Raw genomic sequence first — 12,955 nt, forward strand, 5'->3', positions numbered from 1 at the left:
TACGTGTCCCCTCGTGCCGTTGTGGCCGCTCTGGCGCCGCCGGTGCCCACGACCGTACATCTACTGTCGAAGGAGATGAAAATATGACTCTTTGCGAATCTAGCCTCAGACACCAGGAAAGTGAAAGAAAACCAGCTAAATGGGGCATGACTCTCCAGGCGGTCCACGCTGACCTGCGGCCTCTTGCTGTGTCCGACCCCTCACGTAGAGTGCCGAAGGCAGCTGAACGACCCGTAACTCTTTCGAGTGACCGTCGTTGAGAGTGCGGAAGCGGTTGAAGGAAGAAGCGCTCGGGCAGGTGTCCGAGCGTGTCAACCGCAGAGGTGACGATTCGTACCAGCCTGGAGGCTCAAGGTGACGCGCATCAGCTGCGGAGGACGGTCATGACTTCCGTTCTCGTATGTGACGACTCCCCGCTTGCCCGAGAGGCGCTCCGCCGCGCGGTTGCAACCGTGCCCGGTGTGGAGCGCGTGACGACCGCGGCCAACGGCGAGGAAGTCCTCCGCCGCTGGGGCGCCGATCGATCCGACCTGATCCTGATGGATGTGCGTATGCCGGGACTCGGTGGAGTGGAGACCGTCCGCCGGCTCCTCTCGGCCGACCCGGGCGCCCGCATCATCATGCTCACCGTCGCCGAGGACCTGGACGGTGTGGCGCTCGCCGTCGCCGCCGGCGCCCGCGGGTACCTGCACAAGGACGCCTCGCGCGCCGAGCTGCGGGCCACCGTCACGCAGGCCCTCGCCGACCCGACCTGGCGGCTGGCCCCGCGCCGGCTGCGTTCCGCGGAGATGGGTGCGGCGCCGACCCTGACGGCCCGTGAGATCCAGGTCCTCGAAGGTATGAGCCACGGCCGCTCCAACGCGGAGATCGGCCGGGAGCTCTTCCTCTCCGAGGACACCGTCAAGACGCACGCCAGGCGGCTGTTCAAGAAGCTCGGCGCCTCGGACCGGGCACACGCGGTGGCGCTCGGCTTCCGTTGGGGCCTGGTCCGCTGAGTGTGCTGTGCCGGGAGTTTCCCGACCCCCGCCTGCCGTCGGGTGGGCGGGGCAGTTGTGAACTCCTTCGCCGCCAGGGCCGTCCGGCTCGGCTCCGCGACCTGTGATGCGACGGCCGCGGTGCGGCCGTCGGGCCTGCCGCGGCGGGGTGCCGCACGCTCCGGTCGGTCGCGGCTTGCCATGCTTCGGCGCCGATGCCGCATCCTTGAGGTGTGGAGTTCCTCGGGGTTGCAGTTTTCGAGGGTGCCGAGGGCGTCGAGCGTGAGGGGAGGGCGCAGCGGATGAGTACCGGCGCACCTGCGCATAACGCTTCGGTGCACAACTACGGACGTGGTGCCGCGGAGCGAACGGCGGCGGGGCACCATGGTCCGATGCGTGAGGACGGGACGGCGGGCGCCCAGGGGGGCATCGGTGCGCTCGTCCATCGCGCGGTGGAGGGGGACGAGCAGGCCACGCACGACCTGCTGGCGCATGTGCACCCGCTGGCGCTGCGCTACTGCCGCACCCGGCTGTCCCGACTCCCCGGTGACGCACGGCACTTCGTGGAGGACCTGGCGCAGGAGGTCTGTGTCGCGGTGCTGCTCGCGCTGCCGCGCTACAAGGACACCGGCCGGCCTTTCGAGGCTTTTGTCTTCGCCATCGCCGCGCACAAGGTGGCCGATCTCCAGCGGGCCGCGATGCGGCATCCCGGTTCGACGGCGGTGCCCTCCGACGAGATGCCGGAGCGGGCCGACGATTCGCTCGGCCCCGAGGAGCGCGCCCTGCTCAGCAGCGACGCGGAGTGGGCGAAGAAGCTGCTGGCCAACCTTCCGGAGAACCAGCGCGAACTGCTGCTGCTGCGGATCGCCGTCGGCCTCACCGCGGAGGAGACCGGCCAGATGCTCGGTATGTCCCCGGGCGCCGTCCGCGTCGCCCAGCACCGCGCACTCAGCAGACTGCGGGCGCTGGCGGAGCAGTGAGTACGCAGCTGTGACCGCGGAGCCGGGGGCCGGTGACGGCTGAGCGGTGGTGAGGCGAGCCCGGTCCGGTGGAGTAGCGCGCTGGCGCAGTGCTGCGGTCCGAGGCGCGGGAGGATCGTACGAAGATCCTTGGTGATCTTGCTCGTGGAATGGGACGGCCCGGTTGGCCGTTAGCATGGACATCCGCACCGATCAAGGCCATTGGGGAAGGTGTCATGACTGCTCACATCGACGGAGTGCCCGGAAAATTCGCGACACTCGGGCTGACCTACGACGATGTGCTGCTGCTGCCCGGCGCGTCCGACATGGCGCCGGACCAGATCGACACCGCCTCGCAGATCTCCCGCAATGTCAGGGTCAACATCCCGCTGCTGTCCGCCGCGATGGACAAGGTCACCGAGTCCCGGATGGCGATCGCCATGGCCCGGCAGGGCGGCGTGGGCGTGCTGCACCGGAATCTCTCCATCGCCGACCAGGCCAACCAGGTCGACCTGGTGAAGCGCTCCGAGTCCGGCATGGTCACCGACCCCATCACCGTGCACCCCGACGCCACCCTCGGTGAGGCCGACGCGATCTGCGCCAAGTTCCGCATCAGCGGCGTGCCGGTCACCGATGGCGCGGGCAAGCTGCTCGGCATCGTCACCAATCGCGATATGGCCTTCGAGTCGGACCGCTCCCGCCAGGTGCGCGAGGTCATGACGCCGATGCCGCTGGTCACCGGCAAGGTCGGGATCTCCGGTGTGGATGCCATGGAGCTGCTGCGCCGCCACAAGATCGAGAAGCTGCCGCTGGTCGACGACGCCGGTGTGCTCAAGGGCCTCATCACCGTCAAGGACTTCGTGAAGGCCGAGAAGTACCCGAACGCGGCCAAGGACTCCGAGGGCCGGCTGCTCGTCGGCGCCGCGGTCGGTGTCGCGGGTGACGCCTTCGAGCGCGCGCAGGCCCTCGTCGAGGCCGGTGCCGACTTCATCGTGGTGGACACCGCGCACGGCCACTCCCGACTGGTCGGCGACATGGTGTCCAAGATCAAGTCGAATGCCTCCGGTGTCGACGTCATCGGCGGCAACATCGCCACCCGGGACGGCGCCCAGGCCCTGATCGAATCCGGTGTCGACGGCATCAAGGTCGGCGTCGGCCCCGGCTCCATCTGCACCACCCGCGTCGTCGCCGGTATCGGAGTCCCGCAGGTCACCGCCATCTACGAGGCCTCGCTCGCCGCCAAGGACGCCGGTGTCCCGGTCATCGGCGACGGCGGCCTCCAGTACTCGGGCGACATCGCCAAGGCGCTGGTGGCCGGCGCCGACACGGTGATGCTGGGTTCGCTGCTCGCCGGCTGCGAGGAGTCCCCGGGCGAACTGCTCTTCATCAACGGCAAGCAGTTCAAGTCGTACCGCGGGATGGGCTCGCTGGGGGCCATGCAGACGCGGGGCGAGCAGAAGTCGTTCTCCAAGGACCGGTACTTCCAGGAGGGTGTCGCCTCCGACGAGAAGCTGGTGCCCGAGGGCATCGAGGGCCAGGTGCCCTACCGCGGTCCGCTCTCCGCCGTGGTCCACCAACTCGTGGGCGGGCTGCGGCAGTCGATGTTCTACGTGGGCGGGCGTACCGTGCCGGAGCTCCAGGATCGCGGGCGGTTCGTGCGGATCACCTCCGCGGGTCTCAAGGAGAGCCACCCGCACGACATCCAGATGACCGTCGAAGCGCCGAACTACAACGGCCGCGGCTGACCTCCGTCCCCGACTAGACCGGGGCGGCACCGGCCGGACACCGCACCCCGCGGGTCCCGGTTTCCCGGCGCCGCCCCTCGGCATGTGTCGGGGATACTGGAAGGCGCTGACACGCACAGGGAAAGGCCACACACGTGACTGAGATCGAGATCGGGCGCGGCAAGCGCGGCCGCCGGGCGTACTCCTTCGACGACATCGCCATCGTCCCGAGCCGCCGCACCCGGGACCCGAAGGAGGTCTCGATCGCCTGGCAGATCGACGCCTACCGTTTCGAACTGCCCTTCCTGGCCGCTCCCATGGACTCCGTGGTCTCCCCGCAGACCGCGATCCGCATCGGCGAGCTGGGCGGCCTCGGCGTCCTCAACCTGGAGGGCCTGTGGACCCGGTACGAGGACCCGCAGCCGCTGCTTGACGAGATCACGGAGCTGCCCACGGAGAGCGCCAGCCGGCGGCTCCAGGAGATCTACGAGGCGCCGATCCGCGAAGAGCTGATCGGGCAGCGCATCAAGGAGGTCCGCGACTCGGGTGTGGTCACCGCGGCGGCGCTCTCCCCGCAGCGCACTGCCCAGTTCTCCAAGGCCGTTGTCGACGCCGGGGTGGACATCTTCGTGATCCGCGGCACCACGGTCTCCGCGGAGCATGTCTCCGGCGCCGCCGAACCGCTCAACCTCAAGCAGTTCATCTACGAGCTGGACGTTCCCGTCATCGTCGGCGGCTGCGCCACCTACACCGCGGCGCTGCACCTCATGCGGACCGGTGCCGCGGGTGTCCTGGTCGGCTTCGGAGGTGGTGCCGCGCACACGACGCGCAATGTGCTCGGTATCCAGGTGCCGATGGCGACCGCCGTCGCGGATGTGGCCGCCGCCCGCCGCGACTACATGGACGAGTCCGGTGGCCGTTATGTGCATGTCATCGCTGACGGTGGGGTCGGCTGGTCCGGCGACCTGCCGAAGGCCATCGCCTGCGGTGCGGACTCCGTGATGATGGGCTCGCCGCTGGCCCGTGCCACCGATGCGCCGGGACGGGGCCACCACTGGGGCATGGAGGCGGTGCACGAGGAGGTGCCGCGCGGCAAGAAGGTCGGCCTCGGCACCGTCGGCAGCATCGAGGAGGTCCTCACCGGTCCCTCGCACACTCCGGACGGTTCGATGAACTTCTTCGGTGCGCTGCGCCGGTCGATGGCCACCACCGGGTACAGCGAGCTGAAGGAGTTCCAGCGGGTGGAGGTCACCGTCTCGCCCGCACAGCACAAGCGCTGACAGCGGAGACGACCGACTGCTCCGACGGCCGGGCGCGGGGACGGACCCTGCGGCCCGGCCGTTCCGCGCCCCGGATGCGGTCAGGCGGCGGACGCTCCGGTGCTCAGGCCGCGGACTTCTTCGCGGCGCCGAACGCGGCGAACGCGGCTATCGCGAAGAACACGAAGCTCATCCCGTCCGCATCGGCCTTCCACGCCTCGTGCACCAGCGAGAAGTGCTGGAAGAACAACTCGGAGAAACCCACGTTGAGTTGCTTGGCGCCTATCATCGCCTCGCCGATCATCTGCCCCAGATACACGGAGCCCAGCGCGACAAGGGCGGACACCACGGGCAGTGCCATATTGCGGCCGCCGACCTTGCCCGCGCCGAGGCCGACGATGAAGCCGACGCCGATCGCGGCGTACCCGATCTCGTGCTTGGTGAGGCCGACGATCAGGCCGTACGCCGCGGCCGCGATCAGACCTGCGGCGATGGCGGCGACCACTCCCAGGCCCATGTTGCCCGTGGCCGGAGGCGGTGGCATGGGGGCGAACCCGGGGCCTGGCTGCTGCTGCGGGAAGGCCTGGTAGGGCGCGCCGGGTGCCTGCTGCGGCGGGTAGGGCGCGGGGCTGCCGGGCTGCTGGCCGTACGGTTGGGCCCCGGGCTGCTGGCCGTACGGGTTCCCGTCGGGTGGCTGCGGTGGTACGGGCTGGCCCATGGTGTGATCCCCCTGTGGTGCGTGCGGTGCTCGCACGTATGTGCAAGTGCTGCCGCACAGTAGCAGGAGGGGACGACACCGACCGGGGCCTGTGGACAGCCGCTCTGATCGGTCACGGACGGGTGAGAGACGGCCTGTGGACAATGGTTCCCGGACCGGCTCTGAGCACGGTGAACCGGTGGCCCTGTGGACAACCGGGGCGGGCCCGCACGGCGGCGGTACCGTCGGTGGTCAGTGGCGGTGGCCGAAGACGGGATCAGGGGCGGTGGGCGAAGTGACGCGCAGTGGCGATGGTCAGAGGCGGTGGGCGGAGCCGGCCGGGGTCGCGCCGCGGGTGTCGAGCAGGAGCTGGGCCTTCACGGAGAGACCTTGCAGGTCGTACACGCGGTGCTGCTGGAGGAGCAGGGTGAGGTCGGCGCCCGCGGCCGCCTCGTAGAGGGAGTCGGCCCGGGGGACGGGGCGGTCCAGGACGGTCCAGGCCGGCACATGCGGGTCGTGGTAGCTGACGGCGGCGCCGAGTTCCATCAGGCGCAGCGCGATCTCCCTTGCGGGGGCGCCCTGTTGGTCGGGCAGGTCCGGCTTGTAGGTGACGCCGAGCAGCAGCACCCGGGCGCCGCGGGCCGACTTGCCGTGCTCGTTGAGCAGCGCCGCGGCCCGGCGTACCACGTACTGCGGCATATGGTCGTTGACCTGCTGGGCCAGTTCCACCATGCGCAGTGAGCGGGCCGCGTGCGGGGGGCCGGAGAGGTGCTGGGGGAGGCTGTGGCCGCCGACGCCGGGTCCGGGACGGAAGGCCTGGAAGCCGAACGGCTTGGTCTCGGCGCAGCGGATGACGTCCCACAGATCTACGCCCAGGTCGTGGCAGAGCACCGCCATCTCGTTGACGAGCGCGATATTGACGTGCCGGAAGTTGGTTTCGAGGAGGTGGACGGTCTCGGCCTCGCGGGGGCCGCGGGCGCGGACCACCTTGTCGGTGAGCCTGCCGTAGAACGCGGCGGCGGATTCGGTGCAGGCGGGGGTGAGGCCGCCGATGACCTTGGGAGTGGCGGCGTAGCCGTGGGTGCGGTTGCCGGGATCGGTGCGTACCGGGGAGTGGGCGAGGTGGAAGTCGCGGCCGGCGCGCAGACCTGAGCCCTCTTCGAGGAGGGGCAGCAGCAGGCCTTCGGTGGTGCCGGGTGGAACGGGCGACTCCAGGATGACGGTGGTGTGCGGGCGGAGCCGGGCGGCGAGGGTGCGGGCGGCGTGGGCGACGTGGGTCAGATCCGGGGAGCCATCGGCGCCGGGTGGCACGGGGACGCAGATCACGGCGGTACGCACCCGTCCGAGCTGGGCCGGGTCGGTGCCGGGCCGGAAGCCGCCGGAGGCGATACGGCGCAGGTCGGCGGTGGTGAGCAGGCCGCCTCGGCGGGGGAGCGCGGAGGGCTCTGCGGTGCCGCGCGGGCCCGGGGTTTCGGTGGCCGGCTCGTAGCCGAGGGTGGGGATGCCGGCGGCGACAGCGGCCTGGGCGAGCGGCAGACCGAAGTGGCCGAGTCCGATGACGGCGAGATCAGCGGGCATTGGTAAGCCGTCCTTCCCAGTAACCGGAGCGCTGGATTCACGCAAGTCCTGTGGACAGGGTGGACCAGCGCACAGTCAGACTAGGAGTAAATATGAACGTTCTGTCGCATTTCGGGATGGTGATTCCACCGGTGTTGGGCAGGTGCCGGACTCAGAGTTATCCACAGATCACCGGAGCGTGGTGGCCGATGTCGGTCCGCACCGTCAGAATCTTGGGCATGGGGGTCTCGTAAGCGGGGCACCCGGCGGCGACGACGGGCGTGCCGTGACGCGACTGAGGACGGAGGCGGCGGTGAGGACAGCGAAACTGGGACCGGCGGAGCGCGCCGAGTCACTGGCGACCATGGCCGAGCAAGAACTGGACGTTTTGGTGGTGGGAGCCGGCGTGGTCGGTGCGGGCACCGCGCTCGACGCGGCCACCCGCGGCCTGAACACCGGACTCGTGGAGGCGCGTGACTGGGCGTCGGGCACTTCGAGTCGATCCAGCAAACTGATCCACGGCGGCCTCCGCTATCTCGAAATGCTGGACTTCGCACTGGTCCGCGAGGCACTCAAGGAGCGCGGCCTGCTCCTCGAACGGATCGCACCCCACCTCGTCAAGCCGGTGCCCTTCCTCTACCCCTTGCAACACAAGGGCTGGGAGCGGCTCTACGCGGGCTCCGGCGTCGCCCTCTACGACGCCATGTCCATGGCCCGCGGGCACGGCAGAGGCCTGCCCATGCACCGGCATCTGACCCGCCGCCACGCGCTTCAGGTCGCCCCCTGCCTCAAAAAGGACGCCCTGGTCGGCGCCCTCCAGTACTACGACGCGCAGATGGACGACGCGCGATATGTGGCCACCCTGGTGCGCACCGCCACCGCCTACGGCGCCAAGACCGCCAACCGGGCCCGGGTCACCGGCTTCCTACGGGAGGGCGAGCGGGTGGTCGGCGCCCGCGTGGAAGACCTGGTGGACGGCGGCACCTACGAGATCCGCGCCAAGCAGGTGGTGAACGCCACCGGAGTGTGGACCGACGATACCCAGGCCCTGGTGGGCGAGCGCGGCCAGTTCCACGTCCGCGCCTCCAAGGGCATTCACCTGGTGGTGCCCAAGGATCGCATCCACTCCACCACCGGCCTCATCCTGCGCACCGAGAAGAGCGTCCTCTTCGTCATCCCCTGGGGCCGGCACTGGATCATCGGCACCACCGACACCGACTGGGACCTCGACAAGGCTCACCCCGCGGCCTCCAGCGCCGACATCGACTACCTCCTCGAACATGTCAACTCCGTCCTCGCCGTCCCCCTCACCCGGGACGACGTGGAGGGCGTCTACGCGGGACTGCGGCCGTTGCTCGCCGGGGAGTCCGACGCCACCAGCAAGCTGTCCCGGGAGCACACCGTCGCCCACCCCGCCCCGGGCCTGGTGGTCGTGGCCGGCGGCAAATACACGACGTACCGGGTGATGGCGAAAGACGCGGTGGATGAGGCGGTCCACGGTCTGGACCAGCGAGTCGCGGAGTGCGTCACGGAGGACATCGCGCTGCTCGGCGCCGAGGGGTACCGCGCGCTGTGGAACGCGCGGGCACGGATCGCGGCGCGTACCGGCATCCATGTGGCCCGCGTGGAACACCTGCTCAACCGCTACGGCTCGCTCACCGAGGAACTGCTCGACCTGATCGCCGAAGACGAGTCCCTGGCCGCGCCGCTCCAGGGCGCCGACGACTACCTCCGCGCCGAGGTCGTCTACGCCGCCTCCCACGAAGGCGCCCGTCATCTGGACGATGTGCTGACCCGGCGGACGCGGATCTCCATCGAGACCTTCGACCGGGGCACCCGCTGCGCCCTGGAGGCCGCCGAGCTGATGGCTCCGGTACTGGGCTGGGACAAGGACCGGATCGCGCGAGAGGTGGAGCACTACGAGAAGAGAGTGGAGGCGGAGCGGGAGTCGCAGCGCCAGCCGGACGACCTGACGGCGGACGCGGCACGGCTGGGCGCACGGGACATCATCGCCGGGTAGGTGGGGCGGGACGGGGTGGGGCGCCGGGTTGGTCGGGGGTGGTCTCTCTCCCCCCGGGTGGGGCGCGCCTGGTTCGTTCCGGGGCCGGCGGCGGTCTGCTCCGGTGCCACCTGTAGCCGCTCTGGTCCCGCCCGGTCCACCGCGGTCCCGGTTGTCCTGGTTCCGTTCGCCCCGGCTCGGACTGCTCCCGGGTGCGGTCTGGCGGTGACTCGGCGCTGAGCGGGCGGAGGCAGGCGGGCGCGGGTGCCGGTCTGCGCGCTGGGCCGAACTCCGCGGTGGGCTGGGCGGGTTCGGGTCGGACGGTTCGGCGCGGGTGGGTGCCGTGTCCGGGGCGCCGACCCTGGCTCGGGGCTGGCCAGCGGGTTAGGCCACCGTGTCCAGGCGGTGAGCGAGGTGCCGTCTGGCGTCTGTGGCTTGGGTGTTGGGCACCCTGGCGGGGACTTGTGGGGGAGGGGTGGGGCGGGGAGGGGGAGGGGGGAGCCCCCCCAAAAGGACACCCCCTCCCCAAGACACCCCTCGGGCCCCCAGCAAGGGACCCCCCAGCAAATGAGAACCCCCTCCCCCCAACTCCCTTCAGTGGCCGCAGAGATGGCAAGGAGCAGCGGGGCAACCGGTTCGGCTCTTGCTCTTGTTGGCGGTCGGGGGAAGAGTGGCATCGGTGGTCGGTTGCCGGGGGTGTGGGCTGCCAGGGGACCGGTCCGGTAGGACCATGACCAGGAGTACGACTCGAACTAGGGCCACGACTCAGGACCACGACCTGAAGTACCACCGAAAGCACAGCCCGAAGTACCACTTGAAATACGACCTGAAGTACGACCTGAAGTATGGCCAGCGGTGCCCGAAGTACGGGCATGAGGGGCGTCCGTTTGTTCGGCCGGGGGTGCCTGCCGGGTGTAGCTCATCGTGTGGGATGGGCGACCCTGGGCACCGGACGGTCCCCGCGTGGGGGACAATGGAGGCTCTGTCGGGGCGGGTTGCAGAGGGGACGCATGTCGGAGGCGGAGCAGGCGGGGGAAGCCCGTCAGGACAAGGACGCACCTCTCCTCGCCGGGCGCTACCGGTTGGGGGAGGTCCTCGGCCGCGGCGGCATGGGCACGGTCTGGCGGGCGTTGGACGAGGTCCTCGGCCGTACGGTCGCGGTGAAGGAGCTGCGGTTTCCCTCCAGCGTCGATGAGGACGAGAAGCGGCGGCTGATCACTCGTACCCTGCGCGAGGCGAAGGCTATTGCGCGGATCAGCAACACCAGTGCGGTGACGGTGTATGACGTGGTCGACGAGGACGACCGGCCGTGGATCGTGATGGAGTTGGTGGAGGGCAAGTCGCTGGCGGAGGTCATTCGCGAGGACGGGCTGCTCACCCCGAAGCGGGCCGCCGAGGTGGGCCTCGCCATTCTTGACGTGCTGCGTTCCGCGCACCGTCAGGGCATTCTGCACCGGGATGTGAAGCCGTCCAACGTCCTCATCGCGGAGGACGGCCGGGTGGTTCTCACGGACTTCGGTATCGCGCAGGTCGAGGGGGATCCGTCGATCACGTCCACCGGGATGCTGGTCGGCGCGCCTTCGTATATCTCGCCGGAGCGGGCCCGGGGGCACAAGCCGGGGCCTGCCGCCGACCTCTGGTCTCTGGGCGGTCTGCTGTATGCGGCCGTGGAGGGCACCCCGCCCTATGACAAGGGTTCCGCGATCGCCACGTTGACGGCGGTGATGACGGAGTCGGTGGAGAAGCCCAAGAACGCGGGGCCGCTGCTGGAGAAGGTCATCTACGGCCTGCTCGTCAAGGACCCGGATCGGCGTCTTGACGATGCGGGTGCCCGCGCCATGCTCACCGAGGTGCTGACCACGCCGGAGCCGTCCGCCGAGCGGGACGACGCCACCAAGTCGCTGCCGGTGGTCGGCCCGGGGCCCGAGGACGAGGGTCCGGCGGGTCGGTCCGACGGGCGGCGGTCCGAGGAGGCGCCGGGGCCGCGGCTGCGTGGTGCGTTGCGCTCCGTGCGCAAGGCCGCCGCTGCGGCGACGGGGGCGAAGGCTGCCGGGGCGAAGGCGGCCGGTGGCCGTCACCGGCCAAGTCCCGCCGCGGCCGCTCCGGTTGTGCCGCCCCCGCCCGCGGTTCCGCCGACCGGTGCGGGCAGCGGGGCGGGGGCTGCCGAGGCTTCCGCGGGGTCCGGGACGGTGCCCGATCCGCGTGCGGCGATGGGTACTTCGGGGCTCTCATCGGTCGGGGCGGCGGGGACCTCCGGTGCTGCCGGGACCACTGACGACTCCGGGGCCACCGGGGCTGCCGGGGCTCAGGACGGTGACGGAACGACCAAGGGCGCCGCGGGTTCGGTTGCCGCAGTCGGTTCCGGGAAGGGGGCCGCCGGATCCGTGGAGTCGGCCAAGTCGGCTGGCTCGCCCGGGATTTCGGGTGCTGACAAGTCCGATGCGGACCAGGCGTCCCATGGCACCGGGAACGCGGCGGGTGACTCGGCCGGGCGGTCTTCGCGCTCCCGTGCCGGGGTGCCGCTGGCCAAGAAGGGCGCCAAGAAGGGAAGCGCGGTCGCCGCAACAGCCGTGGGCGCGGCGGCAGTCGAGGGCACGGCGGCAGCCTCCGCCCCGGCCACCGGCACACCCGCCACCTCAACCTCCGAAGCCACCTCACCCCCCGAAGCCACCGCAACACCGGCGACTTCGGCCCCGGCGACTTCGGCCCCGGCCACCCCCTCCCCCCTCTCCGCTCCCGTTCCAGCCGAGGCCTCCGCGGATGCCGCCCTTGGCTCGGCCGGGGCGGTCACGGTGCCGCCTCCGCCGCAGGGGGCGCCGGGTGGTGGGTCCCGTGGTGGGGCGAAGGCGTCGATCACCGATGTGGTGTCGCGCCGGTCGCTGGTGGTGATCGCGCTGGTGGCGGTGCTCGCCGTGATCGGTACCGTGCTCGCGGTCACGCTGGGGAACGACGACGGGACCAAGGGCGGCCACCAGGGAGGGGATACCTCGACCAGCGGTGGCGCCGCTTCCGGTGGTACCGGTGGCCAGGCCGACGGTTCCGGTGGGAAGGGCGACGGCAAGGACACCGGCCACGGTACCGACAAGGGCAGCGGCGGCCAGGACTCCGGCTCGGGTGACCACTCCGGGGACCCGGACTCCGGCAAGGGCGCCGACCCGGGCCGGGACGGCTCCGGGGGCTCCGGTGGCGGTTCGGGCGACGACTCGATCACCACGTACCGTCATGCGCAGGGGTTCTCCATCGGGCTGCCCGCGGGCTGGAAGTACGAGAAGACCGATGGTGCCGGGGCGCGGTTCACAGGGCCCGACCAGCAGAAGCTGCTGGTGGGGTGGACGACCTCGCCCAAGGCCAATCCGGTGCTCGACTGGCGTCGGCAGGAGCGGGACATGCGGCGGTCCCAGTACCACCGCATCCGGATCGAGGGGCTGGACTACCGCGGTTGGCCGGCGGCGGACTGGGAGTTCACCTATGTCGAGTCGGGCACCAAGTTCCGTAGCGTGGACCGCGGTTTCGTGGTGGGGCCCAAGCTGGGTCATGCCCTGATGTACACGGCGAAGGCCGGTAGTTGGGGCGACTCGGTGCGGAAGGACACCTGGCGCACCTTCACCCGTTCCTTCAAGCCCAAGTCCTGATCGCCGGTGGCTGGTTCGGGCCGGTCCTGGCCCGAACCGGCCGGTGGGCGGGGCGGGATCACGGATCCGGTCGGTACCTCATGGGCGGGGCACGTATCGTGAAGGTCTGCGGACCGTACGCAGTCGAGCGCTGTCGGATTGCGGTCCGGAGGTT

Annotated in this window: 8 protein-coding genes; 6 read left to right on the forward strand and 2 right to left on the reverse strand. The window is 70.5% G+C overall.

Annotated features, from left to right (window positions below):
• The first annotated feature begins 383 nt into the window (after positions 1-383).
• The 4 genes from ACFVST_RS04690 (at position 384) to ACFVST_RS04705 (ending at position 4,937) form a co-directional block, all read left to right on the forward strand.
• Positions 384-995, forward strand: a complete 612-nt coding sequence (locus ACFVST_RS04690; protein ID WP_003948568.1) for a response regulator transcription factor — start codon at positions 384-386, stop codon at positions 993-995.
• Positions 996-1,366: 371 nt separating this feature from the next.
• Positions 1,367-1,954 (forward strand): sigma-70 family RNA polymerase sigma factor, encoded by a 588-nt coding sequence (locus ACFVST_RS04695; RefSeq protein ID WP_390146860.1) that lies wholly within the window; start codon positions 1,367-1,369, stop codon positions 1,952-1,954.
• Between the two features lie 215 nt (positions 1,955-2,169).
• Positions 2,170-3,678 (forward strand): IMP dehydrogenase, encoded by a 1,509-nt coding sequence (gene guaB / locus ACFVST_RS04700; protein ID WP_390146862.1) that lies wholly within the window; start codon positions 2,170-2,172, stop codon positions 3,676-3,678.
• A 134-nt stretch (positions 3,679-3,812) separates the two neighbouring features.
• Positions 3,813-4,937 carry a GuaB3 family IMP dehydrogenase-related protein gene (locus ACFVST_RS04705; RefSeq protein WP_390146864.1) on the forward strand — a complete coding sequence of 375 codons (1,125 nt, stop codon included), beginning with the start codon at positions 3,813-3,815 and terminating at the stop codon, positions 4,935-4,937.
• Between the two features lie 103 nt (positions 4,938-5,040).
• On the opposite strand, the gene ACFVST_RS04710 is transcribed toward ACFVST_RS04705, so the two are convergent.
• On the reverse strand, positions 5,041-5,634 hold the full coding sequence (locus tag ACFVST_RS04710) for a hypothetical protein (protein WP_390146866.1): 594 nt from the start codon (positions 5,632-5,634) through the stop codon (positions 5,041-5,043).
• A 294-nt stretch (positions 5,635-5,928) separates the two neighbouring features.
• Positions 5,929-7,191, reverse strand: a complete 1,263-nt coding sequence (locus ACFVST_RS04715) for a nucleotide sugar dehydrogenase (protein WP_390146868.1) — start codon at positions 7,189-7,191, stop codon at positions 5,929-5,931.
• 292 nt (positions 7,192-7,483) lie between these two features.
• Between ACFVST_RS04715 and ACFVST_RS04720 the strand changes: the two genes are divergently transcribed.
• Together ACFVST_RS04720 and ACFVST_RS04725 are read left to right on the forward strand one after the other, a co-directional pair.
• Complete coding sequence (locus tag ACFVST_RS04720) at positions 7,484-9,190, forward strand: glycerol-3-phosphate dehydrogenase/oxidase (protein WP_390146869.1); 1,707 nt, start codon at positions 7,484-7,486, stop codon at positions 9,188-9,190.
• 989 nt (positions 9,191-10,179) lie between these two features.
• Positions 10,180-12,801, forward strand: a complete 2,622-nt coding sequence (locus tag ACFVST_RS04725) for a protein kinase (protein ID WP_390146871.1) — start codon at positions 10,180-10,182, stop codon at positions 12,799-12,801.
• Positions 12,802-12,955: the final 154 nt, after the last annotated feature.

The organism is Streptomyces sp. NPDC058045 (genome assembly GCF_042885635.1).
Classification (GTDB): domain Bacteria; phylum Actinomycetota; class Actinomycetes; order Streptomycetales; family Streptomycetaceae; genus Streptomyces.